Origin of the sequence: Phormidium yuhuli AB48 (assembly GCF_023983615.1) — a bacterium.
Lineage (GTDB): Bacteria > Cyanobacteriota > Cyanobacteriia > Cyanobacteriales > Geitlerinemataceae > Sodalinema > Sodalinema yuhuli.
Genome location: NZ_CP098611.1, coordinates 2,869,517 through 2,894,628 on the forward strand (window position 1 = coordinate 2,869,517; position 25,112 = coordinate 2,894,628).

Sequence of the window (25,112 nt, forward strand, 5' to 3'; positions counted from 1 at the left end):
CGATCCTCTCCCATGACCGACTTTGACTTTCTCAGCGATGATTTTGATATTGAAGCCCACCTGGCTAATGAAGAGAAGCGGGAGGAAATTCAGCAGCTTGACCAACTGGCAAGGGACTGCCGAGACGAACTGCAATATGCCAAAGCCGAGAAGTTCTCTCAACGGGCTGCTGACCTAGCCGCAGACCTCAACGACCTGTCCCTGCAAGTCAAAGAACGGTTCTGGCTGGCTGAAGTGCAACGGATGCAGGGAAAGTATCAGGTGGCATTAGAGGGGTTCACCTGGCTGATTGGGGTGGCTTACGACCCGCAGCAGAGTTGCCAGCTGGGGGAAGATGACCTCTGGTATGTGGCAAACGGCTTTATGGATTTCGTGGCGGTGGGGCGGTTTTTGCCGGAGATGGCGGCGACGGATCTAGAGCCGGTGCTGGCTCGGGGATTGGATTGGTTGGCAACTGTGGGCAAGCGCAACTGGTCTGCCGGATTACGGCTTCAGCGAGGAACCCTCTGGCAAGCCCAGGGAAAGCTGGAGGCTGCCCTCAGTGAGATGGAAGCCGCTTTGGCACTACACCGTCGCCACCAGGATGCACCGGGCTACAGGCTGGAATCACATTTGTGCTGGCTGGGGGACTTGCTGCAAGAGATGGAGCGTCCGGAGGCGGCTGCTGATGCCTACCGGGAGGTCACCCAGGGCTATGAGTTTAATGATTATGAACAGATGTGGGCCTGGACGGGATTGGCGCAGCTGGCAGTAGAGCAGGAGGATTGGGCGGAGGCAGAAACTTGCGCCCTCAAGTCCCTGGAGTTGGCGCGGGGGATTGAGTCTCCAGAACCTGTTTATGGGGCGTATAGGCAGTTGGGTCATGTGTACTTTAAGCAAGAACGTTTATCTCACTGTATTGAAGCCAGAATTCAGGCCTGGCGCTATGCCCGTCAGATGGAAAGTCAGGCAAGGCTTCATAATATCTACAAGGATATGGCAGAAATCCGCATTTATCAGGCTAAGCAGAGTAACCCCCAACGCTACATTCCTAAAGCCCGTCGCTGGTTGCAGTGGGCGTTGCCTCTGGCTGTGCGCTTGGACCGTCAGGTAGGCTCAAGCCAACGCCAAGACAAGATTCACAACTGGCAAGCTGACTGTGACACCCTGCTACCATAACAATACGCTAGGACTGCCAGACCAATGCTCCATCCCGTCGCACCATCTCCAACGGCAACCCCTGCGTCAACCGAACCAAGGCCTGGCGCCAAATCCCCACCTCCCCCACCGCTGCTTCACTGGTGAGCGATGTCAACAGCAGCAACGCCACCAAAATGGCATCTCGCCGCTCTCGACAGGCGAGTCCCTGACGAGCCAACAACGTCGCCAGTGGCACGGCTAAGTCCAACCGTCCCCCCTCCGACACCATGACCAGCCTGGGTTGGATCTCTGCCAGCAGTTGGGCACCGATCCTGACCGTATCCTCCCAGGCCAGGGCAAACTCTGAATTGCCTTGCTCAGACTTTAATAGAAGGCACAACGCCGTCCCCTGAATCACACAGTGAAACGAGTCCAAGGCACTCAGTCCATTAGCAGGGTTTTCCCATTGAGCGATCAGTTTTTCCACATCGGGTTTGAATACAGAAAACGGCTCATCATTCAAGATTGAAACCGGTTTATCCCAGCGATCTGTCCATAACACCATGGGCCGATAAGGGTCGTTCCGGGACTGAGCTATCATCGCTTCGGCAAAACACCAACCCCGACTCAGATATCCGTCCCCTTCTTTCCGCAACGCCAGGGTGCTCACCTGGGGCGACAGCAGCAACTCCCCAATCCCTTGCAAGGCCTGGGTAAACTCCTCTGCTTCAGCCGGGGTTTTGGGGTCTTGCGGTAAGCAGGCATAATCATACCAGAAGCCAATCCTCGCCAAAATTCCCTGTCCATCCTGCCAAAGCTCTTCGGCATCGGCCTGAGACTCGGCGTCACACAGACAGCGAAACAACAAATGGGCTGCCTGCAACGTGCCTTGCCGTCGCAGCGAGGGAATCTGCTTCAGTCGTTCTTGGGCCACTTCAGGACCCACCCGTTCATCGGAAATCACTTCAGCAATCATGCTAAGATGCTGTGCCAGTCGCTTCAGGGCTGCCAGTTGGGTTCCATCGGGGTCGGGATCGGTCTGACTTCCCCAGCGATGAGAGATAAAGACAAAATGCCAAAGGTGATCGGGGGAGGTCCAAGTTTCGGGGGGTAAATCCTGACAGCGGGCTAATTTGGGTAATGCCAAGAGAGTGCGTCCACTGATATAGCGATAGGGTTGAAGCTCGGTCGGTTGACATGGGGTCATTTCATCAGATTGGGGATAGAACCGGCTCTACATTGACAGGCTCACCCTGAACGGGCAAGGCCCAGTGTTGTCTATGTTGAGGAACCCTCGACACAACTAACTCCTGGAAAGGGTCGGGGTGATGTGTAAAATTCCCGCTGGGGCTAATCTTGTAGGGGTTTGTGAAACCCAGTGAAAGTCTTGAGTCAAGTCGCCCCGGTCAGGGGCGATGGAGGGGCAGCAGCAGTAGCCGGAGAGAAAGAGAACAAGGGGACCCTCTCAAGTCAGCTCTGCCTATCTTAGGGGCAGAGCTGACGCGAAAGCTTCAGGGGCAGACTGGTCATGGCAGCAGCAAGCCCTCGCCGGGGGGTGCTCGGGAAAAAGAGAAGGGGGTTGCTGACCGTCGCGCCAATTTGACAAGATAAATAGGTGACCGAGCCAAGTTGAGAGAAGCCCCCGATGAGCGAGTTCAGCAGCCAAGGACTATTCCGACCCCAAGTTCAAAGAAGTCTAGAGAAAGCCTATAGCCTGGCCTGTAGCAAACCCAACTTATCATTCTCTCAATGTATGGGTAACAGTTTTCGCCAAACCGTTGCCCGTCTGTTCTCCCATAAGCAAATGACCCAAGATGTGATGCTATCGAGACATATCGAAGCGACAAGGGAACGAGCCTCAGCCACAGAAGGGGACTATGTGATTGCCGCCCAAGACACCACCTATTACAACTACTCAGGACACAAGGAGATGTCGGGGCTAGGGGTAATCCAAGGAAAAGTCAGAGGAGTCATACAACACAATGTCCTCCTGGTGAACGAGTCCGGTCTGCCCTTAGGACTGTTAGGACAACAATATTGGACTCGAAAGGGGGGACTGAATCTAGCCGAAGGAGAAAAAGAAAGCTGTAAATGGCTCAAGGGGCTAGATGCCATCAATGAGCAAGCGAGGCAATCGAGCAAGTGCTTTGTCTCAGTCGAAGACCGAGAAGGAGACGTGTTTGACCTGTTCAAAGCTCCCCGAGAAGACAATGTCGAATTCATCGTCCGGGTGTATCAACAGCGAAACTTGGAAGTCGCCTCGAGCCAAGTGGTGGCTAAACTCGCCGAGATTCCCGAGGAGTTGGAAGACTTTGGCTATGAACGGATACGGATTGAGCGTCAAAACCGAGAAGTGGAGGTGACTCTTCGCTTAAGAGCTGGGGCGGTCAACGTTTATCCGGAGAAAAAGTTAAGTCCCAGAAAGCATAAAACGCAAGGTTTATCCTTGGTCGTCGCCGAGGAAATCCGTTGTGTCGACGTGAAAACCCAGGAAGAGCTGTCCCCTACCCAAGAAGCGGCTACTTGGTATTTATTGACCAGTCTGCCAATTGAGACCCGAGAGCAGGTGATACGGGTAACCCGCTTTTATGCCCTCAGATGGCAAGTCGAACGCTTTCATTACACTCTCAAGTCCGGAGCCTTGAATGTGGAAAAATTACAGTTTGATGATATCCATACCCTAGTCAACGCCTTGAGCTTTTATTCAGTGGTCGCCTGGCAGCTACTGGCCCTGACTCATGGGATTCGGGAAAATCCTGAACAATGTGCCCAGGTGGTGTTTGATTCGGAGGAGGTGACCTTGTTAGAGAAGGTCTCCTCTCAAAAAATCGTTTCTCTTGGTCAGGCCGTCTTAGCCTTAACTAAACTGATTGGCTTTGCCCCGTCGAAAAAACAACCCTTTCCGGGAGTGAAAGTGCTGGCCACGGCTCTGGACCGCTTTTTCTTTATGAAGCTAGCTTCTCTGGGGTCTTCCGGGGTTGAGAGCTAGAGGTCTTCTGGACTTGACACAGGTTTTGTGCCAACGACCGCTCTGGTCTCGGTCGCTTTTAAGAGTCTCAACCCGGTCGAGTTCCCCAATCTTGAACCCGACCTTCTGTATAATGTCTTACCGTGGGCTCCCTCATCCGGGAAAGTCACAGCCGTGGCTCGGATTTGGCGTAAAGTTGGGTTAATCTTGGGTCGGGCTAGTGGTCTGGCTAGTCAATCGCCCCCTCAAGTGACGGTTTGGCTCAAGATTTTCACTCGACCTGATAAACCCCTACAAGATTAGCCGCTGGGGAGAGGCCAAGGGAGTTCCCCCTCTTCCCCTCAATTACGATGATTATTATCATAATGAAGCCTTGCCCCCGCCCAGAGAAGTTTTTCTCGTAGCGTTTTGAAATAAGAATAATCGTCTCGTAAAATCAAAAACTTAGCCTGACAATCTGCCATTTTCACATCTACTCGTTGCCCCGGCCAAATTGCCGTCGCCAACGCACCATCCATCCAGAGTTTCGTATTTAAGTCCCGGTCTTCCAGGGGCCAAATACTCACCACCACCCCCGGCGGCAAAATCAAGGGACGACTGGCTAAACTGAGGGGACAAATGGGAGTCACCGCGATCGCATTCATCCCGGGGTGCATAATCGGGCCATTCGCCGATACCGTATAACAAGTCGACCCCGTCGGCGTGGCTACCAACAAACCGTCCCCCTGATACTGATCGACAATTTCCCCATCAATTTCCATCTCCAGAATCGACGTCAGCATCCGATCCACCGCCGCTGGTTTAATGCACATCTCATTCAGAGCCAGATAGCGATCGCTCACCGGTTCTCGATTGAGGCGATCGCCCTCAAACAGAGCCGCCTCCAACATCATGCGAGACTGAACCGCAAAGCGATCCTCCAACAAACGCTCCCAAACCCCTTCCGTCTCCTGAAAACTATCAAAGGGTTCCGTCAAAAACCCCAAATGTCCCCCCACATTCACCGCCAACAGGGGAATCCCCTCCGGCGAGAGATGACGGGCCGCCGTTAACGCCGTTCCATCCCCACCCAAAATAATCCCCAAATCAATCTTCTGAGTCGATGACGCTAAAAACACCGGATAGGGGTTATCCTTGGCACCACTGGGGCCCAACAGGACATGACAGCCTCGCGCCTCTAATTCCTTGGCGCAGCGTTCGGCCCAAGATTTCGCCGAGGAATCTCCCGCTTTATGGGCAATAATGACCTGTTTCAGTTGCACCGTCGATCGCACTCCTTTAACAATAGATCATGGAGAATGGGCAGAGGTTAACGCCTTTCGAGTCAGGAGAGACCCCTAAAACTCAGACCAGGATTCCACAGTTCCGAACCTTGGCAGAGACTCATCCATGGGGTCTGTCAGTATTGAACCATAGGGCTGAAAACGCTCCCGTAACGTCGAGCCCGTATAGCCCGTCGCCAACCAAACCAGGGCCCGCACCCCATCGCGAATCGACTTATCAATGGGTTCAGGAGCAAATTCCGAAGGAATCGAAACCGGGCGGAAACTGATGTCCCGGCTTCCCAAGACAATCTCACCAATGGCCGAGGCGCGGCGCATATGATAATCCGAGGTAATCAAATAGACACTGCGGATCTCCTGCGATCGCAACTTATCCACCAGCGTCGTGAAATTCGTCACTGTATCCACTGCGTCATAATTCAAATAGAAGCGTTGGCGAGGAATCCCCGCCTCCGCAAACACCCATTCCGCATATTCCGGGTTACTTCCCCCCGACACCCAAACCTCCAACTCCGGATGAGTGCGAGCAAAATCCGCCGCAAACACCTCGCGTTCCGGCGAACCTCCCAGAACCAGAACCGCCTGGGGAACCCGAGTCCAGCGTAAATAGAGACGAAAGCCCCCCCAACCCAACCCGAGTAACATCGCCAAGAGCCAAAGCCTCAGCCCCAGCTTTAGGCGGCTGAATCGCGGTTTTGGCTCAGGTTTGGCATAGTGACAACCTAACTGCATCAACAACCGCCCTCCCTAGCGTTTGTCTCGGGGAACAAAGACGCGATCGCGCTGTCCCACATAGATTTGAGTCGGGCGGAAAATGCGGTTTTCATTGAGTTGTTCCTTCCAATGGGCCAACCAACCCGCCACCCGGGCGATCGCAAACAACGGCGTAAACAGATCCGTGGGAATCCCTAACTTGCGGTACACCAAGCCAGAATAGAAATCCACATTGGCATAAATCCCCTTCTCACCCAGGCGATCTTCCACCAACCGTTCCAACTCCACCGCAATCTCATAATAGCGATCGCCCCCAAAGCGATCGAACATCTGCTCGGCCAGGTCTTGTAAAATGTTAGCCCGAGGGTCTTTCACCTTATACACCCGGTGGCCAAAGCCCATAATCTTGCGTTTTTGGCGAATACAATTATCCAAATAGGCGGCTGCATTCTCCACCGCACCAATCTCCTCCAACATTTCGATCACCTCCTCATTGGCCCCACCATGAAGGGGCCCACCGAGCGTTCCCACCGCCGAAGCAATCACGGCATAGGGGTCAGTCAGCGTAGAAGACGTGACCATCGCCGAGAACGTTGAAGCATTAATGGAATGCTCCGCGTGCAGCATTAAGCAAACATCAAACACATGGGCCGCCAGGGGATCTGGCTCCTGTTCCCGTAACATATAAAGAAAATTCGCCGCATAGCTGAGATCATCGCGAGGCTGAACCGGGTCATTTCCCTTACGAATCAACTGGAACGCCGCCACCATCGTGGGAATTTTAGCCAGCAAGCGAATCACCGCATTGCGAATATAGATAGGATCATCCAACGCCCGCCGAGAATAGAAGAGCCCCAACGCTGCCGCCGACGCTTGCAGCGCATCCATGGGGTGTCCACTTTCGGGAAAACATTTCATCATGTCCCGAATCCGGTACTTAATGCGGCGGTGGTAGCGAATATCATGCTCAAACGCTTCCAACTCCGTCTGACTGGGTAACTCTCCCCAGATCAGCAGGTATGCCGTCTCCAAAAAACTACTATTTTGGGCTAAATCCTCAATACGGATACCGCGATATTCCAAGATGCCCTGCGTACCGTCAATATAACTGATACTAGACTTAGCGGCTGGTACACCTTCTAAACCGGGTTTGTAGAGATCGACCGACATAGAACCCCTCGTTAAGACAACGTGCGTAATACTTCAGGCTGCTATTCTCCCATGAATCTCCCCAAGAGGATGTCATGGAATGCTTTTAATTGCCCCATCCAGCCAAAAAACAGCCCGGAGACAACCGGCGACTCAAATCAGCGACCAAAATCCTGCCGAGCGCCCCGTTTACATTATCATACGGGAGATTTTCCTGGCATCTGGCTCAAACAGACCAGGACAACCCCAAACTCACCCCCCTAAAATAATTCTACCCCCTGTTCCCTGTTCCCTCCTCCCCTCCATGCCCCTATCCCCCCTCCTAGCCGCCAGTTTCATTCTTCTTGCCAGTGCCCTCTTAGGAGGACTGCCTCTCCTTGGGGCGATCGTGCGCTGGGTGAGTGACGAAGACCTCAGCCAAACGGGAACCGGCAATTTAGGGGTCTCCGCCGCCTTCTACCATGGAGGAACCCCAGCCGGAGTCTTGGCCGTTCTCTCAGAAGCCGCCAAGGGCATTCTCGTCGTTCTCCTGGCCCGTTGGTTGCTGCCCCAACTCCCCAGCTTTGAACTCTTTGCCTTGATTGCCCTCGTCTTAGGACGCTATGGCTTTAAACAAGGGGCCGGAACCACCAACACCGTTTGGGGAATCGTCACCCATGATTGGCGCATTGCCCTCTTTGTTGCCCTCATTAGCGGGGCCAGTTTCACCCTGATTCGTGAACGTCAAGCGGGGCGTAACCTTTCCCTCGCCTTACTTCCTGCCATTACCTGGATGCTCTATCCCCATAGTCCCGGACGGCTATTAGGCAGCCTGGGACTCAGTTGTGCCTTATACGCCATTTATCAAACCATGTCCGACGATCTTGATTTACCCCTAGGCGGCGCACAGGCTGACACCCGCAAACTCTTTCGCTTTTTCCGAGCTGATCGAGTCCTGTTGAGTCTCGATCGCCCCCTAACCCCAGAAAAAGTAGGACTCAAAGCGGCCAGCCTCTCCCAGCTACGACGTTGGGGCTATCCTGTCCCCCCGGGTTGGGTGTTTCTCCCCGGAGACGATTCCCAACTCTTCGCCGAAGCCCTAGAGGTGAGTCCCGATCGCCCCCTGATTGCCCGTTCCTCCGCCCTTACAGAAGATAGCGAGCTAGCCAGCGCCGCCGGACAGTATGAAAGTGTCGCCAACCTCACCAGTCCCGCCGCCCTAGAAGAAGCTATCGATCGCTGTCTAGCCTCCTATGACACCCCCGCCGCTGTGCAATATCGCCAGGAACGGCAACAGCAGGATGAGGAGGAGGACTCCGCCCCTGGGGGGGCTATGGCGGTGTTAGTTCAGGAACAAGTGGCGGGCGTCTTTTCTGGGGTCGCCTTTAGTCGTGATCCCGTATCCCGTTGCGGGGATGCCGTCGCCATCGAAGCGTTACCGGGAGAGGCGGCCCAGGTCGTCTCAGGACAGGTGACCCCAGAACGCTATCATGTCAGCGTTTCCTCAGAGTTGGCGACCCTCGATTGGCGATCGCCCGCCACGGGACAAGATGAACGCTTAGTCGTCAGTGGGGACTCAGGAGATGTGCCCCTGAGCCTGTTACGACGGGTAGCCGTTCTGGCGCGACAATTGGAACAGCGGCTGCAAAATGTCCCTCAAGACCTGGAATGGAGTTATGACGGAGACCGCCTCTGGGTGCTGCAAGCTCGCCCCATCAGCACCTTATTACCCATTTGGACGCGCCAAATCGCCGCCGAGGTGATTCCCGGTTTTATTCGTCCCCTCACCTGGTCCATTAACCGGCCCCTCACCTGTGGCGTCTGGGGGGAAATCTTTAGCATCGTGTTGGGCGATCGCGCTCACGGACTGGATTTCAGCGAAACCGCCACCCTCCACTATTCCAGTGCCTATTTCAACGCCTCCCTCCTCGGGGATATTTTCCGACGCATGGGACTTCCCCCAGAAAGTCTGGCCTTCCTCACCGAAGGGGCTTCTATGAGTCGCCCCTCCTTGCGGTCTACCCTAACCAACCTACCGGGCTTACTGCGGCTGTTGCGTCGTCAGTGGGTCTTAGAACAAGAATTTAACACTCAGTACCAGCGTGAATTTTTGCCCCTATTAGAGACCTTAGAGAGTCGGCCCGCCTGTCGCTTCACGGGCGATCGCCTGATTCCCCAACAGTCCCCCCCAAAACTCCTAGAGCGAATTCAAGATATCTTACAAGGCTTAGAAGGGGTCACCTATTACAACATCCTCGCCCCCCTAGGCTTTGCCGCCAAGAAAGCCATTTTCAAAGTGGATGAAGCCAGTTTAGACAATCAGCACATGCCGGAAGTCGCCGCCCTAGCCGCCCTAGAAAATATCGCCGAGTCGGCTCGCAATCTCCTTCCTGAGGGGAGGTTGGACGTGGTGGAATTATTTGTCTACCTAGCTGAAAGTAACGATGGTCAGGAAATTCTCAAACAATTGGAAGTGTTTTTAGAGGAGTTTGGGTATCTCAGCGAAGTGGGGACTGATATCGCCGTGGCCACCTGGCGGGAGGACCCACGCCCCGTCCGCGCCTTGTTTGCTCAATTAGTCCAAACAAAGGATTTGCCCGCCTCCCCTCGCTCTAAGCCGTCAACATCGAAGGCGGGTCAAGTACAACGGGCACTGAACCTCAAGGGAAACGTCGCTCAGGTCTATGGTTGTTTGCTGGCCGAGTTACGTTGGAGTTTCCGCAGTTTGGAACAACAGTGGCTCGAATCAGGGGTATTGCGGGAACCGGGGGATATCTTCTTTTTGGTATTCCATGAAGTGCGCGGCCTCGTCGAGGGAGATAATCCTGATTTATTGGCATTAGTGCCTGAATTGGTGGCCCAACGGCGGGCCAAATGGGAGCGCGATCGTCAACGAGCAGACCTTCCCTATGTCACCTATGGCAAACCCCCCATGACCTTATTAACCTTTTCCAGCCAACCGGCACAATTGCAACTTTCAGGGATTGGTGCGAGTGCGGGACAAGCAGAAGGGCCCGTAAAAATTGTCCGACAACTAAGCGATGGCTTACAGTTACCGCCTCACACCATCTTAGTCGTTCCCTATACCGACTCGGGCTGGATGCCCTTGTTAGCCCGGGCCAGCGGTTTAATTTCCCAGGTTGGGGGTCGCCTATCTCATGGGGCGATCGTGGCCCGGGAATATGGAATTCCAGCGGTGATGAATGTGGCCAATGCCACGAATCTGCTCAAAGATGGCCAACGAGTTCGTCTTGATGGCGAAACGGGAACCATTGAGATTCTCTCATAACCCCTTTCATTCCCTGACTTGAACTGGCATTGAGCGTAATCCGTTGTTACCCTAGAAATAGCTAGACCCCCATGAGATCAGCCTTCACGAATCGCTCAGCTTTTATCGTGTTTATTCTCATCGAGGCCTTAAGGACGCCAACCGGATCTCTGGGGTAGTAATGCGTCATTGCGCCTCGGTTCCAGCCCTAAGGAGGCCCCTATGAAATCCAGCCTTTTCGCCATCACTGTGATTATTTTAGGTGTTATGGGGTCTAGTGCCCCCGCGATCGCCGAGGAGGTCCAACCGTTAGAGTTTGATGAAAACGTGAGTACCCGGGTTGAGGACTTACGACTCCATGAAATTCAGACAACCCCTGAACCTCAAGAAGGATTACAACTCCCTCAACTCTCAGACCGGCTCAATTTTCAGGGACTGGTCTTTGACTCAGTGACAATTCAACTCAATGATCCCGATCGCCTGCCCCAAGAACAAAGCAGTCAGTTTAACTTACGCTTGGCCATCGATGACCGTCAGAGCCAAGAGTAAGTGATCAGGGATAGAGTCCTTGCCAACGGCGCGATCGCGCCTCCACCTCTGACCAATTTTCAGCAGCCAAGTCCGAGGGAGGAAACAGGTCTGTTGATACACCAAGGGCCACGGCCCCAGCGTTCAGAAAAGCTGGGGCCGTTTCCCATGTGACCCCCCCCGTGGGAATCAGGGGAATTCCCCTCAAGGGGACTTGCAAACTGCGTAGATACTGAACTCCCCCCATCGCCGAAATGGGAAATACCTTGACGGCGGTGGCGCCAGCCTGCCAAGCCTGAATAATTTCCGTCGGGGTTAGGGCCCCGGGAATCATGGGGACCCCAGCCGCCATAGCCTGTTCCAGGAGAGGGAACTGATAATGGGGACTAAAGAGGAATTGGGCCCCGGCGGCGATGGCCTCCTGCAACTCCTGAGGGGTCATCAGGGTTCCCGCCCCCACCTGACAATGAGGGAACCGCTCCCGTAGCCGTTGAATCAGGCTTGTGGGGCGATCGCTTGTCCAAGTCACCTCAAGATAGGACAGCCCCCCGGCGATGGCCGCCCCCGCCATCCGTTCCCCCAACCCCAAGGAGGGGGCGCGAATGACCGCGATTACCGGTTTTTCTTTCAAGCCCTCAAGCCACCGCCAATCCCTCACGTAAACCTCTTGCTCGCGTGGAAGCCCCGTGTCTTTAGACCGGGGAGGAAACGCGACCGGGGGACTTTAGTCCCCGTCAATCTTTCAAGCATAGGCGTAACCATCCTTCCTGTGAATAGGTTTGCAGTATTTGTGGCTGATGCCTGCCACCCGTACCGAAGCGGTGGTAATATCAAAACTACCAGACGCACGGCAGAGAACCCGTCCTACATAGGAGCCAATTTTCTTCCCCGCTGTGACCGTAGCCGTCACCATGTCGCCAGTCTGAAAGCCTTTATGAATTTGCCTCCTGGAGCGGTGACGAGTAGGGAATCCGTACTTATTCGTCCCGCACATCTGACGGGTTCCATGCCCCTTGGCTAAAATCAGCAACGGTTTTGACGTCAGAACTTCCAGTGATTCGACGGGTCCAACACAGGCAGCATCAAGCCAGTGAGCTTTAGGTAGGTTGAGCCTCAGTCGATTGAACTTCGTTTGTCCCCCCGTTCCTGTAGTGACTGGGAGTCCTGTTGCTTTGAGAGCCCTGAACAAAGCCCATCGGGTCGAGTTAACGGCCGCCGCATCTTTAAGGGGTGATTTGGCCTGCCCCAGAAGACGACTCAGGACATCAGGCTGGCCCGATAAAAAATCCCGAATGTCCCCATGGCCTTTGGCTTGATTGCATGAGTGGCAAGCCAGGGTCAGGTTAGAAACCCGGTCAGAGCCCCCCTTAGACCGGGGCTGGATATGCTCAACTTCAAGGGGTACATGTTGAGCACCACAGTAAGCACAGGTTCTGCCCCACTTCTGCAACAGGTATTCCCTGACTTCATAGCCTTGTAATACTCCCTGCTGATACTCAACACCTGAGATCTCAGGGTTTTCCATCAATTGCAGGTCGAACCGTACTAGCTCTTGAGCTATGCTGCCAACTGGGGCAAGTCTGCGGAATCGGTTAACCCAGGTCATTAGAGTATCTACTCGATGCTGCAAGCTGGGAGCTAACCAACCTTCGGGACGAGTCCGATTCAAGAACCGAGCTGGTCGATATCGGGTCTTGCGGTTTCGTCGAGAACGTCGGAGTTGACGACGGGACAGCAGTGCTTCCTTAATCTGCTGTCCTCGGTGCTGCAACTCGGCAGCAAAGATAATATGATTCCCTTGCTTCAAGGCAATTCCAGTGACTTTAGAGCCTGGGTCTAGTTTGAGTTCGAGGGGTTCAGGATTAGCGTCAACCTCCTTGTTGAGAATAATGGTGAATGGGTAGCGTCGAAATACCGATGCTTTCCCCGCTTTGAGTAGTGACCGTGCTACCCCGGGCTGGCAGGGTGTCAGGGGCTTGCGGTTGCTATCTAAAACGAAAACATGGTTAGACATTGTTGCGTCTGTTCTGATTGCTCGTGACGTTTGCTTCGCTAATGTTCAGAGTCGGTACTTTCCAAATCGCACTGTCTTAACCCCTTAAAACTGTTTAACGATTTGGTTCTAGTGCCGGGAACTAGCACGCATTCCCGGGTAGGAACTTTAACGCTTGCTCTGAACGTAGCCAGTTAAGGCTTAAGCTGGTCAGCTACCTGAAAGCGGGAGGCACGAAGCCCCCGTGCTTCAGCCGGGGGTGCTGACAACTTCCCTTACAGCTCCCGGCAATCTACACGTCAGGACACATCGATTGATCCCCGTCTTGAATCGTCGGATTCGTCCTTAAGTAATCCTCCAGCCAACTACATCCGAGGGTCATTAGGGTTCCCATCTCTATCTCCTCAATGGACTCGCGCATCTCTTCGAGAGGATCGAGATCCCAGAGAATTAAGGTGCGATCGGCACTGGCTGAGATTAATTTCTCACCATCCGTACTAAAATCCAAGGCCCGAACCCAATTTTGGTGAGCTGACAGAGTCTTCAGTAAATTACCTTGTACATCCCAAAGACGCACCGTATCATCCTTACCGGCAGAAGCCAGTAGTTGACTATCCCGATTAAACGCCACATCCCAAACCCAATCTGTATGACCCTTCAGGACAGCAGCAGGTGTTGTCTCGAACTGGCCATCCTGCCATCTCCAGATGCGAATCGTGTTGTCACCACTAGCGGTCGCCAGATACTGACCATCAGGACTAAAGCTTAAGGCATTAATCCAGCCATCATGAGCCTGAAACTCTTGCAGCAAGTCCCCATCAAACGACCACACTTTGACGTGTCCTCCCCCTCCAACAGACACTAGTCCCTGATTATCCGGTAAAAATCCCACATCCGTAGCTTCCGACTCATGCACCTCATGAAACTGTTGTAAGATTTCCCCGTCACTCAAACGCCAGAGAATCAAGCGCCGTTCAGCCCCTGCCGAAGCCATTAACTCACCATCTTCTGATACAGCAAAGTTTTTCACCGTAGCATCATGGCCTTCAAACAGGCGCACCGGCTCACGTCCTTCTCCATTGAGCAAGGCTGGCAAATCCCACAGTTGTAGCGTGCTGTCATAGCTAGCGGTAATTACAAACTGACCATCGGTTGTAAAGTGAGACGCACGCATTCCGGCAGTATACTCAACGGTTTGTAGTAACTGTGCTCCATCTTCCTGCCAGATATTCAGGGTTGTATCCGCTACGGAACCAATGAGATTGTCCGGACTAAAGCGAACCCCCTTGACTCCAGTGCGGTGGCCTTGGAGAATTTCCACCACGGCCCCTTCAATACTACGCAGGCGCACTGTAGCATCGTCGCTTCCAGAGGCGATAGTTGTGCCATCAGGGGCAAATTGCACGCTACGAACACTAGCATCGTGACCACTAAAGGTTCGTAGGAGAATCCCCTGAAGATTCCACAGTCGTACCGTATCATCATCACTCCCGGTGACTAGCGTTGTTCCATCAGGAGAAAAGCTGACACTACGCACCCAGTTATTATGGGCCCGCAACGTTTGATAGGGCTGACCATCCAACTCCCAAATAATGACGGTGTTATCAGAACTCGCACTGGCGAGATAGGTCCCATCGAGAGACAAATCAATATCCCAAACCTTATCACTATGGCCGGCGAACACTTGAATCGGCAGTAGAGGCTGATCTTGGGCCAGGGGATTTTCACGAATGTTGACAATTTCTGGAATATCAATCGGCTCGGGTATGGACGCCTCCTCGTCAGAGTCCTCATTATTCATCTCCTCTGACCGGCCACCCGTCGTTCCGACCAACGCCTCCAAGGACCATTGTTTGACGAACGTATCATGACCTGATGTAAACAGCGTGCTACCATCGGCGCTAAAGATCATGTCATTCACATCCCCCTGATGAGCCACAAATGACGCTTTTAGGCTGCCGTCATTATCCCAAATCCAGACTCGTCCATCGACATCTCCCGTGACAATGTAAGCTTCCTGGGGGTGAACCCGGACTGCTCGCGCACCCGCGTTATGGTTTAACGTTTTCAGCAGTTCACCATCCTCAACTTGCCAAATTTTAGCGGTTCCATCTTGGGAGGTAGAAATGATGCGATCGCTATCTGGAAAGATATCTACCTGTCGCACATTGTCGTCATGCTCCAAAATCTGCTTAACACTACCATCAATGTTCCAAATTCGCACCGTACTATCATCGCTCGCTGAGACAAGAAACTCCCCATTGGGAGCATAGCGAATACGATTAATCTGGTCTTGATGACCGTTGAAGCGGTTTCGTTCTTGGACGTTATAGACCGCGTCTCGTAATGTATCAAAGGTTTGCACTTGGAGTTCAGCAGGAAAGTTTTGACCACTTTTGAGATTTGAGGCCGCTTGGACTGCAAATTGCAAGGCTTCCAAATCATCATCGGTAAACTTACGAGCTTGGGCCAAGGCCACCAAAGCCCGGACATTTTGCTCTCGGGCCAAATTTCGCTGCTGCACGGCTTCGGACCGTTCTTTGACGGCTACCACCGCCAAAACTAAAGTGACTACCAATCCAGCTGCAACCCCGGTTATCGTTGCCTTCTGCCGTTTTGATTGTTCCTGACCACTGGCAATCACATATTGAGTTTGCAGGGAAGTGGGTTTGGGGTCCTTACCTTCACCCATCCCCAACCAGTGCTCGGCTTGTTTGAGGTCATCTCCCCGCAAGGCATAGCTAGGATTGCGTTTTTTGCTATCCCATTCTAAAGCCCGTTTTTGCAACCGGGTATGGGCTTTTACATGGTCTAGGTCTGTATCTAAGGTAGACAGGAGTTTCGGGAAAGCTCCCTCAAACGTTTCAGGATCGTCATAGAAGAAAATCCAGTTCAGTTTTGCCAGTTCCGGGTGGACCTCATCATAGGAGACTTCTTTATGAACGATGGGAACCAACCGTTTATTGTTGACCACGGCATAGTCAACTTCTTCCCGGCATACCTGTGATGCCACTGAATCTGGACTGAGAACAAAAATAAAGTTGTCAGCCCCTTCAATTCCTCGATAAATTTCATCTCGCCAGTCTGAATTTAGGGGAATATTTTCCCAATCGACCCAGACCTCTCGTTTGGAATCGCCGAAGGATTTGTAAAGTTTTTGAACAAACTCTTTATCACGGCGACAGTAGGAAATAAATGCATCTGTCATGATTGGCACACCTGAATTCAATTAGTAACAAAACATCAATTTTGTTACTTGAGTATAAGTTGGGATTGTGAAAAGCTAAAGACAATCTGTTAGAGACATTGTCTAACAGTCAAGAAAACGTTTCCATTGGCTAGCTATTTACTTGGAGACATAATGAATCCATAGGTCTCCATCCGTGCCACAAACGCGACTCATCATGCCATAGGAATAGGTCAACCCCTCACCAGTGCGCTGGGTGTCATAGCCCCATTCATACCATTCCCCGTAGGGATCATTGACAATCCAGCCGCGATCGTTGTAACCACGAATCACGATGATATGTCCAGAAGCAGTGAACCAACCATGAACAATAATCGGGTTACCGGCCGCCAACCAATCCTTCACCTCACCCCATTTGGCATCGGGTTGAAAGTCATCTTGATACCCATAGGCGCGAACAACTTTCGCTAAATCCACAGGGGAGTGACGAGACAAGCCATTATCAAGACAATATTGATATAACTCATCCTCGAGTTGATCCCCCCATTGATTGAGATGAGGATGACCCAAATAGGCCAAACACATAGCCACACAGGTAACGTTACAAGACCCATGGGGATTATTGACATTATCGAGCTGCGATAAATAGGGAATTTGCAAGTTAACCTGGTTCGGCAGTCCAGGACTCAGGGTTTGAGTTTCGGGAGGTTGAGGAGGATTCCGCCAAAGGGTGGCGAAATCAGACTCTGGACCGATCAGTTCGGGATTTGTTCGTCCGAGTTCTTGTTCGAGATAGGCCAGGGCCGCATCTTGATGAGAGTGGCCTTGATAGTATTTGGCCACCTTAACTAAGGAAATGGTCATAAGGACTTAAAGAATCACCAGAATGATGGATTAAAGGCAAGCTTAGGTAACGGGGTTAACATTTAGCCATGATTCACGGCTGGCAAAAGTTTTTGAACCACTGGCCAAAAGTGATCCCAACCATTCAAACCGCCATTGACCGCGCGACGAACTCCTTTCCAATCTTGAGCCACGGCCCGTTGGTCTACGGAACGTTCCCAGAAATATTCCACGAGAATGGCGGAGGCGACTTCAGGATCAAGCGCAAGCTCTGGATCATCCAATAAAGGGACTCCAAGCTTATCGCCATAATGCTTATAGTTGGCACGACCCGTAATTTGGATAAAGCCCCGTCCGTGGAACCGAATCCCGTCTCCTGGCTGGGTATTGCCTAAATCGGAACGCCCTTCATACATTTCATGAAAGTAATTATTACCACCCCATTCGTTGATGGGTTGGAAGCCAGCCGTTTCTACTGAGATGGTAGCGAGGGCCGCGACAAGGGTGGGTTGGTTGAGAATGCCACGGGCCTCAAGTTTGTCAATGAGGGGAGGAAGATAAGTTTCTACATCCGAGAGTTTCGCCCCCATCAAATCTGCTGCTGTCTGGATATCAATCCAACGACTCGTGTCATTACTTAAGGGAACTTCTTGGACTTCAATGAGTTTTTTGGCGAAGGCTGGACCGATTTGATCCAGGGGCAGTTCAAAGGCCCGGGCGAAGCGTTCGATCGCCCCTTTGGTATTAGGACCATAGAGTCCGTCAGCCTTATCACGCAAAACCTTCAGAGCCCGTAACCGCACTTGGATCTGCTTAATCAAAGGCCGGTGTTTGGCGGCCTGGGTTAGGGTCAGGGTTTGGTTATTTTTGAGGAGGTCTTGGAGTTTTAACTCAGCGGGCCCAGTAGAGGCGGCTGCACTCCCATTACTGCTGGCTTTAACCGCAACAGTGCCTCCGTCAGGAAGGGGAGGGCATTGTCCGGGTTTGCCATCAACGTAGTGAATCCAAAGATCACCATTCGTGCCGCAGATATCTTTCATGTCTTGGTAGCCATAGACGAGCCCGGCCCCACTGGTGTAGGTGTCGTAGCCACTAGGACTCCATTTTCCATAGGGATCGTGGATAATCCAACCCTGATCACAGTAGCCGATAATGGTGACAATATGCCCTGAGGCGGTAAACCAACCATGGACAATACAGGGTTTTCCCTGCTCTAGCCAACTTTTGACCTCTTCCCATTTAGCATCGGCTTGGAAGTCATCTTGGTAGCCGTACAGTTGTAGAAGATGGGCTAAATCCGTGGGGGAATGGCGGGAGAGTCCGCGATCAAGCATGAACTGGTAGAGTTCATCTTCGAGTTGGACCCCGCTGCCATTAATCCCTGGATGACCGAAGTAGGCCATACACATTGCGACGGAGGTAACGTTACAAGACCCATGGGGGTTATTGACGTTATCCAGTTGGGTAAAGAAGGGAACTTTGAGGCGGACTGAGCCATCAGCACGCACATAACTGACAAGTGCCGGCGGTGGTGGTTTAGGGGCGGGCGGTGGCGGTGGCGGGGCGGTGGTGGTGGTAACTTGCCCGGCTACGTTTTGTCCGATGCTGGCTAGTTGCGGTGTCAGTTGTGCTTGGGATGGGGCGGGTTTGGCTTGAGCTTTGTTCTGGCTGCGCCAGATACGAATGAACTCAGAGGTGTCTGCTAATAAGTCCGGTCGGACCGCCTCAATCTGTGCTTGTAGCCGTTGTAAGGCTTTGACTTGGTGGGGTTCGTCTTTGTAGTACTTCGCGACATTAACGAGGGAGATGCTCATAGAGGTCCCTGAATCGTGGTAAGGATGCTAGACCCAGTCTAGCCGATGATTTGGGGCGCTGCCACATAAAAATTGCCGCTTGTCAATTTATCCGGGGGAATAATTTTCAGGCTGGGGGAGGATGATAGTCTTCCCCTAGCCTAAATGTTTTAAATGGCTTGAACTTGAGTTCCGGGTTCGGCTTCTAAGCTATCGCCGTGACGATCGCCATCGGTGTAGGCAGCTAAAACCACATCGCTGGTTTTGCCCCAGGCGATGTGACCTTGAGCGTCGAGGGCGATCGCCCCTAAGTCCCGCTGATTCTCCGTCGCCTCGGCAAAGGATTTCTCCATGGCGGCCTGCAAGGACATGCCATCACTGACGCGAATGACAATTTTGGCGGCTAAACACTCATCGATAATATCTTCACCAATGCCCGTACAACTGACGGCGGCCAGCCGGGTGGCATAATTCCCCGCTGGCATCGCTGAATCACTCACTCGGCCAATCCGTTCAAAGCCTTTGCCCCCCGTGGAGGTTCCAGCCGCCAATCGTCCCTCAGCATCTAGAGCCACCACGCCAATGGTTCCCCGGCCAGCGTTGTCATCCTCGACGGGTTCAGCAATCACGTTAGCCATACCGCGACGGAAATTATCTTGACGATCCTGCAACCATTCTTCCAGGCGATTATCGGTAATGGGGTCAGCAATGGGACATTGCAGTTCTCGGGCCAGTTCCGCTGCACCATAATCCGAGAGAATGCGATCGCGCTCCTGTTGCAGATAGTCCACTAGCTCAATGGGGTTTTTCACCCGCGAGACATTGATAACACCACTAAACTGCTGTGAGGTTCCATCCATCAGGGACGCACTCATGCGAACCTGGCCGTCAGACTGCAAAACTGAGCCAGTACCCGCATTAAAGCGAGGTTCATTCTCCAGCAACTGACAGCCTCGCACGACCGCGTCCTTAGCACATTTACCAGCCCGCAGTAGGCTATAAGCATCATCAAGGATGCCATAGAGTGTTTGTCGCAAGCCCTCGATTCCCCCTTTGCCCTTCAGGGAACTACCAGCCCCGCCGTGAATAATTAATTTGGGTTGCACCATTGAGTCGTACCTAAGTCCTGAGGATCAAAACATCAACGCCAATCTTAAAGCTTTAACCGGAACGCTGGCTGAAAAATTTGTCGGTTTGGAGTGCAATAGTTGTTGTATGTATTGGTATTGGTCTAACATTCGGATCAATTCTGCTTCTAGGGTCAATATGGGAAGAACATCCCCATCCCTCGTTGCAGGGGTCTTGATTAGACCATTCCGATGCTCAACGTCAATCCTCACAGTTACTTATGACAGTTAAAGCTTCCCTTCGCTCCTGGCTCGTTGTTCTCGTTATCGGTTTCGCTGTTTTGGCTGGCCCACAACAAGCCTTGGCTCACACCCTCGAAGCTCATTTTCAACCCCAGTCGGAGAGCTTGGAAATTCAAGCGATTTTTAGCACCGGCGAGTTCTATGACGGGGCTGATGTGGTCGTTCATCCCCCCAGCGAGTTTGAGGCTGAGGAAATTCAGGGCCTCACCGATGAGGATGGCCGCTTCGTCTTTGAACCGGATTATGACCTAGCAGGAGACTGGACCATCGAAGTGGGAGAGGGGAACCATTGGGACCTGTTAATTGTTCCCGTGGCCGATGGCCGCATTGGCTTTGATGAAATTACTCAACTTCATCCCGATTTACCCCACCATCACCACCACTATGCCTCGAATCAATTATTGGTGGCAGCGATCGCCCTCGGCTCCTGTCTAGCCAGTCGCCTCCTAGGACGTAAGTTAACCATTTAGAGATAGGATTAACCCCGCTGTCGTTTGACCCAGTCCAGGGCATCCTGGGGACTCTGGAGGCGGCCTTCAGCCTGGGCGATGGCAATTTCCGTCAGCCAATGGCCAATCTCGGGGCCCCGGGGGACTCCCAATTTCTCAATTAACTCTTGACCTTTGAGTAGGGCCTGAGGATGGGCAATCGAGTCATTTGGGTTAAGATAATGCTCAATATAAGGGGTGATCGTCTCTGGGGATAGACCAGAGGCTAAGCCATAGAGAACATAGGCCGGAAAATTTCCATTGAGGCGTTTAAACCAAAAATACTGCGATCGCACCGATAGCCCTCGTAAGGCCGCCTCTCCCCCAGCGTCTCGCCAGGCTTCTTTTAAGGCTAAAACCGCCCGGACCTCGGCACGGGAATACTTCAGACGTGCCAGGGTCTGTTCTGCCTCCGCTGGGGTCTCAGATAAGAACATCGTTAACTTGGTACTCATCACTAAGGTGGTTTTTAGAGTCGGCCGCAAGGGGGCCTGAAGTTCCAAAACTAATTCGGGCCAAGTCTGGGCCAAGTCTTGAAGCACCTCATCAATAGCACTCAACCGTTCTAAGGCTTGGGCCTGGGGAAACCAACCCGACAAAAGGCCATCCTGCCATGCTTGTTGCAGCCAATAGGTTCCTCGCTCATTCCCGAGAAGATAACCCAGTTCGGAGTTAACTCGTTCGGCGGCCACCCGAGTTAATAGGGGGGCAAGTTGACGAATCCCAGCCTGTGTCTGAGGGTGTAGGCTAAAGCCGAGTTGCGCAGCTTGACGATAACCCCGTAACAGTCGTAGGGGGTCAGCTTCGAGATTTTGCAGGGCGATGGTTCGTAACTGCTGCTGTTGAAGGTCTTGGTAGCCTTGCAGGGGGTCGATCAACTGGCGGCTGCGAGGATCATAGGCGATCGCATTCACGGTAAAGTCCCGTCGTCGTAAATCCGCCTCTAAGGACTCTCCCTCCTGCAAGGCAAAATCCACGGTCATATCAGGAAACACCACCCGGGCAATTTCTCGGCTAGCATCAAGAATGACAAATCCCGCCTGATACCGCTGTGATAACTGACGCGCCGCCTCAATCGCCCCCTCGGGAACCACAAAATCTAAATCTAGATAATCTGACTGTCGCCCCAGCAAGCCATCTCGAACAGCCCCACCGACTAAATACGCCTGTGGGGGTAAATCCTCTAGGGAAAAGCCCCAAGTCTGGGGGGAAAACACCGTCGGTTTCTCCTCACCCATGACCAGATCCTCCATGACCAGACTCCCAATTCCCCCCTCGCCCATCCGTGCGTTCCCCATAACCCAAACGATTTTGTCCCTGACCTGGGGCATTCTCGAATCCCCACGTTAAACTAGCAGAAAGTGCAAACATTCGTGCAAAGACGTTTATACCATGTGTATCTGTGTCAACTGTCATTATGTTGATCGCTGTGCCACCTATCATGAAGTGGAACATCAACATCAACAGTCTCATTTGACCAAAACTCCGGACTTTCAGCCCGTCGAACCCACCATCAACGTCAATATCCGCACCCCTGAGGGCGGCGATATTGAAATGGAATGGGATGTGGTAGGCTGTCAGAGTTTTAAGGCTGAGATGGGCAAATGGTCTAAGCTACGTCCTGGGGAACTCCTTCCCACCTAACCCCATCCTGTCCATTATTCCCTTAAGGGGTTGTATATGTCTGATCCCTCACCGCGCCGTCGCCTTGATCGTCTGCAAACGATAGCTCGTTTCAGCGGCGGCTTTCTGTTTGGTGTTATCGCTGCCTTCTTCTCACCCAATATTTGGGGGGTGTCTGTTTTAGCTAGTCTATTGTCAATTGGCTTGCTGGGATTATGCTGTGGTCTGCTGGCCGTTTTGTTTGGCGATCGCTTTTGGTCTTTTCTCAGTCGCTGGTTCTGATGGGACAAAAGGAGTAGAATCATGGGGATTCTGTCGTATTGATGTTCGTCATGAAGGTTTCTAAACACCTATGGAGGTTTGCTAGCCTCATCGCCGTCTTACTGGCTCTGACAGCTTGTGTTGAACCGTCCGATGACTCCAGGACAGCCCCCTCAGCCCCTGAGGAGGAGACCGTAGCCAACGACTCCCTTGAGTCGGGTTATCCGACTGAGGTGATTGATCGCTTCTTGGAACGTTGTACTGGAGGTGATCCGGCGATGCAACGCCCCTGCAACTGTGCTATTGAGGAACTTCAACAGCAGTACAGTTTTGAGGAATTTGTTGAACTCGAACGAGAGATTGAGGCAGGCCGTGATGATGGAACGGTTCTAGCGGACTTGTTCGAGGCCTGTCAGTAATCCAAACTCCTATGGCTATGGCCAGGGGGAATGGAGAGCCTAGAGAGATCGATGTTGAGTCCAGGCCTCGTACCACATTCGGGCAATTTTATCGTGGCCTTGGCGGTTGGGATGGATACCGTCAGCTAAGTCTTCAGGGGTTAGGCCGCTGTAAAGGTCGACAAAGATGAGCGGCTCGCCCTGGACTTGACGAGCCTGGATCTGTTGGGCGATCGCCTGGTTATAAGCAACAACCCGGGCATTGAGCCCGGGTTCGTCAATGGGAGGGATGGAACCAACGAAGATTTGGGCTTGGGGGCGATGATGAAAGAGCTCGTCAATCAGGCCCTTGAGACGATCGGGAGCGGTGTCGAGGTTATGGCCCTGGGCGATGTCGTTAGTGCCAATGATTAAGAGGATGACGTCCGGTTCAGCCGTATCTAACCAATCTCCCACTCGGCGGTGGAGTTCGTCGATTCGCCAGCCGGAATGACCTTGATGATTACGATCAGGGAGTTCGGGGGGACCGTTTTCCTGGCTACCTACAAACTCAATGCGATCGCCCCGTTCTTCGAGAGCCTGCCACAAACTGATGCGGTAGCCCCCCGGTACGTTATAGCCATCGGTGATGGAATCTCCTAGGGGCATGACTCGGATGGATGGCTGTTGGCTCACCATAGATGTTTCCGACGATGTATCAACGGTCTGAGACTCTACCCCAGGCTCAGGGGCGCTCTCTATGGTACAACCTGCCGCCACTAGCGGAAACAATACCCCGAGGACTCTAATTCTCCAACTCTGATGCGATCGCGATCGTCCCATAAACTCCCACGGCTGAGGGCCTTGTCTGAATCATGATCCATTATGGCTGATGCGCAAAGGGTAACTCCTCGTTGATGGCCGCGACTTCCTGTTCTTCCATCTCATTGACTTGTTGCAAATAGGGCAAAATGATTTTGCGCAGTCGTGAGGGGTAAAAGCGATGTAGGCTGACGTTGGGGGTGGCGGGGAAGCCTCGACGTTTTTTATGACGGCCCCCTGCACCAGGGTCGAAAATTTGGATGTTATGGTCGATGGCCCATTCAATGGGACTGTAATAGCAGACATTGAAATGGAGACAGTTAATCTCATCATGACTGCCCCAATAGCGTCCATAGAGGCGATCGCCCTTGGTTAAACAAAAGGACATTCCCAACGGATGACCCTTATCCTCCCCAGCGGACTCAGGATAAGCCGCCACAAAGAGAACTCGATGACGATAGGTGGAATGGAGTTGCTCAAAAAAACGTTTCGTCAGGTACTTACTCCCCCACCAGCCGAACTTATCACAGGTATTTTCATAAAATCGATACATCAGTGGGAACAGGGCCCGAGGAATTTCATCTCCAGTCAAGGTTTTCAGGGTTAAGCCAGCTTTAGCCATTGCCTTGCGTTCTCGCTTAATATTGCGCCGCTGGTTGGCATTAAAGGCCTTGAGATAATCGTCAAAACTCCCATAGCTGTCATTGTGCCAGATGTAGTTATGATGTCGCCAAGGGGAAAAGCCGCTCTCTTGTAGACGAGATTGCCAGGACGGGTCAACATAGAGAAAATGACAGCTACTGATTTGGTTGCGATCGCAGAAATGGTCGATTTCTGCGACCATGACCCCCAGCAGTTCCGCCTCATCTTCATCAGGTGCAATTAAAAAGCGATAGCCTTCAGCAGGAGTAAAGGGACTCATTCCCAAGAGTTTCGGGTAATAGGAAATGCCCAAACGCTCTGAGAGGTCTGCAAATTGATGATCGAAGACAAATTCCCCGTAACTATGGCCCTTGAGATAGAGAGGAGCGGCGGCGACGAGGGTGCGATCGCGCCAGACGGTTAAATGACAAGGCATCCAGCCTGCTTTTCCTGTCGCACTTCCAGAAGACTCTAGATTATGCAGCCAATCCCACTCAAAAAACGGTGATGTCAGGGGTTGAGCCAGGGGGTCCCAGGCCGCTTTAGGAATCTCTGCAATTTGATGAATCCAGGTGAAGGTATAGTTCGCAGCAGTTCTGTCCATGGGGCAAGGAGGAGACGGGAGCATCCCCCGTCACAAGCGTCAGGTTTCTCTTAGTGTGAACCAGAATTGATTTTTTGGCCAGGCGGCGATCGCCACAACCC

At 52.7% G+C, this 25,112-nt stretch carries 22 protein-coding genes; 9 read left to right on the plus strand and 13 right to left on the minus strand.

Annotation, left to right across the window (positions count from 1 at the left end):
* The first annotated feature begins 12 nt into the window (after nt 1–12).
* Nucleotides 13–1,158 (plus strand): tetratricopeptide repeat protein, encoded by a 1,146-nt coding sequence (locus NEA10_RS12280; protein WP_252660574.1) that lies wholly within the window; start codon nt 13–15, stop codon nt 1,156–1,158.
* A gap of 7 nt (nt 1,159–1,165) precedes the next feature.
* On the opposite strand, the gene NEA10_RS12285 is transcribed toward NEA10_RS12280, so the two are convergent.
* Nucleotides 1,166–2,326 (minus strand): hypothetical protein, encoded by a 1,161-nt coding sequence (locus tag NEA10_RS12285; RefSeq protein ID WP_252660576.1) that lies wholly within the window; start codon nt 2,324–2,326, stop codon nt 1,166–1,168.
* A 438-nt stretch (nt 2,327–2,764) separates the two neighbouring features.
* On the opposite strand from NEA10_RS12285, the gene NEA10_RS12290 reads away from it, so the two are divergent.
* Complete coding sequence (locus NEA10_RS12290) at nt 2,765–4,108, plus strand: IS4 family transposase (protein ID WP_252659620.1); 1,344 nt, start codon at nt 2,765–2,767, stop codon at nt 4,106–4,108.
* 153 nt (nt 4,109–4,261) lie between these two features.
* Nucleotides 4,262–4,390, plus strand: a complete 129-nt coding sequence (locus tag NEA10_RS20880) for a hypothetical protein (RefSeq protein WP_258719038.1) — start codon at nt 4,262–4,264, stop codon at nt 4,388–4,390.
* Between the two features lie 38 nt (nt 4,391–4,428).
* On the opposite strand, the gene NEA10_RS12295 is transcribed toward NEA10_RS20880, so the two are convergent.
* The 3 genes from NEA10_RS12295 to NEA10_RS12305 all read right to left on the minus strand — a co-directional run bounded on the left by NEA10_RS12295 (nt 4,429) and on the right by NEA10_RS12305 (nt 7,254).
* Nucleotides 4,429–5,349, minus strand: coding sequence for an NAD(+) kinase (locus NEA10_RS12295; protein ID WP_252660578.1), 921 nt, complete (start codon nt 5,347–5,349; stop codon nt 4,429–4,431).
* Nucleotides 5,350–5,424: 75 nt separating this feature from the next.
* Nucleotides 5,425–6,102 (minus strand): YdcF family protein, encoded by a 678-nt coding sequence (locus NEA10_RS12300; RefSeq protein ID WP_374111760.1) that lies wholly within the window; start codon nt 6,100–6,102, stop codon nt 5,425–5,427.
* 15 nt (nt 6,103–6,117) lie between these two features.
* Nucleotides 6,118–7,254 (minus strand): citrate synthase, encoded by a 1,137-nt coding sequence (locus tag NEA10_RS12305; RefSeq protein ID WP_252660580.1) that lies wholly within the window; start codon nt 7,252–7,254, stop codon nt 6,118–6,120.
* A 283-nt stretch (nt 7,255–7,537) separates the two neighbouring features.
* Between NEA10_RS12305 and NEA10_RS12310 the strand changes: the two genes are divergently transcribed.
* Both NEA10_RS12310 and NEA10_RS12315 read left to right on the plus strand, forming a co-directional pair.
* Nucleotides 7,538–10,501 (plus strand): glycerol-3-phosphate acyltransferase, encoded by a 2,964-nt coding sequence (locus tag NEA10_RS12310; RefSeq protein ID WP_252660588.1) that lies wholly within the window; start codon nt 7,538–7,540, stop codon nt 10,499–10,501.
* A gap of 201 nt (nt 10,502–10,702) precedes the next feature.
* Nucleotides 10,703–11,029 (plus strand): hypothetical protein, encoded by a 327-nt coding sequence (locus NEA10_RS12315; protein ID WP_252660590.1) that lies wholly within the window; start codon nt 10,703–10,705, stop codon nt 11,027–11,029.
* Nucleotides 11,030–11,033: 4 nt separating this feature from the next.
* Here the strand turns inward: NEA10_RS12315 and NEA10_RS12320 are convergent, their stop codons facing one another.
* The 6 genes from NEA10_RS12320 to NEA10_RS12345 form a co-directional block, all read right to left on the minus strand.
* Nucleotides 11,034–11,666 carry a bifunctional 4-hydroxy-2-oxoglutarate aldolase/2-dehydro-3-deoxy-phosphogluconate aldolase gene (locus tag NEA10_RS12320; RefSeq protein WP_252660601.1) on the minus strand — a complete coding sequence of 211 codons (633 nt, stop codon included), beginning with the start codon at nt 11,664–11,666 and terminating at the stop codon, nt 11,034–11,036.
* An 84-nt stretch (nt 11,667–11,750) separates the two neighbouring features.
* The gene (gene iscB / locus NEA10_RS12325) at nt 11,751–13,022 is read right to left on the minus strand and encodes an RNA-guided endonuclease IscB (protein WP_252660610.1); all 1,272 of its coding nucleotides are present in this window, start codon (nt 13,020–13,022) and stop codon (nt 11,751–11,753) included.
* Nucleotides 13,023–13,293: 271 nt separating this feature from the next.
* Nucleotides 13,294–16,209, minus strand: coding sequence for a toll/interleukin-1 receptor domain-containing protein (locus NEA10_RS12330; RefSeq protein WP_252660612.1), 2,916 nt, complete (start codon nt 16,207–16,209; stop codon nt 13,294–13,296).
* 138 nt (nt 16,210–16,347) lie between these two features.
* The gene (locus NEA10_RS12335; protein ID WP_252660614.1) at nt 16,348–17,052 is read right to left on the minus strand and encodes a C39 family peptidase; all 705 of its coding nucleotides are present in this window, start codon (nt 17,050–17,052) and stop codon (nt 16,348–16,350) included.
* Nucleotides 17,053–17,114: 62 nt separating this feature from the next.
* Nucleotides 17,115–18,845 carry a C39 family peptidase gene (locus tag NEA10_RS12340; RefSeq protein ID WP_252660616.1) on the minus strand — a complete coding sequence of 577 codons (1,731 nt, stop codon included), beginning with the start codon at nt 18,843–18,845 and terminating at the stop codon, nt 17,115–17,117.
* A 149-nt stretch (nt 18,846–18,994) separates the two neighbouring features.
* Nucleotides 18,995–19,933, minus strand: coding sequence for an isoaspartyl peptidase/L-asparaginase (locus NEA10_RS12345; RefSeq protein WP_252660619.1), 939 nt, complete (start codon nt 19,931–19,933; stop codon nt 18,995–18,997).
* 239 nt (nt 19,934–20,172) lie between these two features.
* Between NEA10_RS12345 and NEA10_RS12350 the strand changes: the two genes are divergently transcribed.
* On the plus strand, nt 20,173–20,664 hold the full coding sequence (locus NEA10_RS12350; RefSeq protein ID WP_252660621.1) for a hypothetical protein: 492 nt from the start codon (nt 20,173–20,175) through the stop codon (nt 20,662–20,664).
* Between the two features lie 8 nt (nt 20,665–20,672).
* Here NEA10_RS12350 and NEA10_RS12355 read toward each other — a convergent pair whose 3' ends face one another.
* A complete protein-coding gene (locus NEA10_RS12355; protein ID WP_252660624.1) occupies nt 20,673–21,980 on the minus strand; it encodes a tRNA nucleotidyltransferase/poly(A) polymerase-related protein in 1,308 nt (435 codons plus the stop codon).
* A gap of 94 nt (nt 21,981–22,074) precedes the next feature.
* Here NEA10_RS12355 and NEA10_RS12360 point away from each other — a divergent pair, with 94 nt between their 5' ends.
* Genes NEA10_RS12360 through NEA10_RS12370 form a run of 3 tightly spaced genes read left to right on the plus strand, consistent with a single transcriptional unit; the run spans nt 22,075 to nt 22,985 of the window.
* Nucleotides 22,075–22,326 (plus strand): Ycf34 family protein, encoded by a 252-nt coding sequence (locus NEA10_RS12360; RefSeq protein ID WP_252660626.1) that lies wholly within the window; start codon nt 22,075–22,077, stop codon nt 22,324–22,326.
* Between the two features lie 36 nt (nt 22,327–22,362).
* Nucleotides 22,363–22,587, plus strand: coding sequence for a hypothetical protein (locus NEA10_RS12365; protein WP_252660628.1), 225 nt, complete (start codon nt 22,363–22,365; stop codon nt 22,585–22,587).
* A gap of 50 nt (nt 22,588–22,637) precedes the next feature.
* Complete coding sequence (locus NEA10_RS12370; RefSeq protein WP_252660630.1) at nt 22,638–22,985, plus strand: hypothetical protein; 348 nt, start codon at nt 22,638–22,640, stop codon at nt 22,983–22,985.
* A 39-nt stretch (nt 22,986–23,024) separates the two neighbouring features.
* On the opposite strand, the gene NEA10_RS12375 is transcribed toward NEA10_RS12370, so the two are convergent.
* Nucleotides 23,025–23,642 carry an SGNH/GDSL hydrolase family protein gene (locus NEA10_RS12375; RefSeq protein ID WP_252660633.1) on the minus strand — a complete coding sequence of 206 codons (618 nt, stop codon included), beginning with the start codon at nt 23,640–23,642 and terminating at the stop codon, nt 23,025–23,027.
* A 184-nt stretch (nt 23,643–23,826) separates the two neighbouring features.
* Nucleotides 23,827–25,011, minus strand: a complete 1,185-nt coding sequence (locus tag NEA10_RS12380) for a GNAT family N-acetyltransferase (RefSeq protein WP_252660635.1) — start codon at nt 25,009–25,011, stop codon at nt 23,827–23,829.
* Nucleotides 25,012–25,112: the final 101 nt, after the last annotated feature.

Bases quoted from the DNA above. Each gene is read 5' to 3' on its own strand.
- NEA10_RS12280 (WP_252660574.1), top strand. From the start codon at position 13: ATGACCGACTTTGACTTTCTCAGCGATGATTTTGATATTGAAGCCCAC.
- NEA10_RS12285 (WP_252660576.1), bottom strand. From the start codon at position 2,326: ATGACCCCATGTCAACCGACCGAGCTTCAACCCTATCGCTATATCAGT.
- NEA10_RS12290 (WP_252659620.1), top strand. From the start codon at position 2,765: ATGAGCGAGTTCAGCAGCCAAGGACTATTCCGACCCCAAGTTCAAAGA.
- NEA10_RS12300 (WP_374111760.1), bottom strand. From the start codon at position 6,102: ATGCAGTTAGGTTGTCACTATGCCAAACCTGAGCCAAAACCGCGATTC.
- NEA10_RS12305 (WP_252660580.1), bottom strand. From the start codon at position 7,254: ATGTCGGTCGATCTCTACAAACCCGGTTTAGAAGGTGTACCAGCCGCT.
- NEA10_RS12310 (WP_252660588.1), top strand. From the start codon at position 7,538: ATGCCCCTATCCCCCCTCCTAGCCGCCAGTTTCATTCTTCTTGCCAGT.
- NEA10_RS12315 (WP_252660590.1), top strand. From the start codon at position 10,703: ATGAAATCCAGCCTTTTCGCCATCACTGTGATTATTTTAGGTGTTATG.
- iscB (WP_252660610.1), bottom strand. From the start codon at position 13,022: ATGTCTAACCATGTTTTCGTTTTAGATAGCAACCGCAAGCCCCTGACA.
- NEA10_RS12330 (WP_252660612.1), bottom strand. From the start codon at position 16,209: ATGACAGATGCATTTATTTCCTACTGTCGCCGTGATAAAGAGTTTGTT.
- NEA10_RS12335 (WP_252660614.1), bottom strand. From the start codon at position 17,052: ATGACCATTTCCTTAGTTAAGGTGGCCAAATACTATCAAGGCCACTCT.
- NEA10_RS12340 (WP_252660616.1), bottom strand. From the start codon at position 18,845: ATGAGCATCTCCCTCGTTAATGTCGCGAAGTACTACAAAGACGAACCC.
- NEA10_RS12345 (WP_252660619.1), bottom strand. From the start codon at position 19,933: ATGGTGCAACCCAAATTAATTATTCACGGCGGGGCTGGTAGTTCCCTG.
- NEA10_RS12350 (WP_252660621.1), top strand. From the start codon at position 20,173: ATGACAGTTAAAGCTTCCCTTCGCTCCTGGCTCGTTGTTCTCGTTATC.
- NEA10_RS12355 (WP_252660624.1), bottom strand. From the start codon at position 21,980: ATGGGGAACGCACGGATGGGCGAGGGGGGAATTGGGAGTCTGGTCATG.
- NEA10_RS12360 (WP_252660626.1), top strand. From the start codon at position 22,075: ATGTGTATCTGTGTCAACTGTCATTATGTTGATCGCTGTGCCACCTAT.
- NEA10_RS12365 (WP_252660628.1), top strand. From the start codon at position 22,363: ATGTCTGATCCCTCACCGCGCCGTCGCCTTGATCGTCTGCAAACGATA.
- NEA10_RS12370 (WP_252660630.1), top strand. From the start codon at position 22,638: ATGAAGGTTTCTAAACACCTATGGAGGTTTGCTAGCCTCATCGCCGTC.
- NEA10_RS12375 (WP_252660633.1), bottom strand. From the start codon at position 23,642: ATGGTGAGCCAACAGCCATCCATCCGAGTCATGCCCCTAGGAGATTCC.
- NEA10_RS12380 (WP_252660635.1), bottom strand. From the start codon at position 25,011: ATGGACAGAACTGCTGCGAACTATACCTTCACCTGGATTCATCAAATT.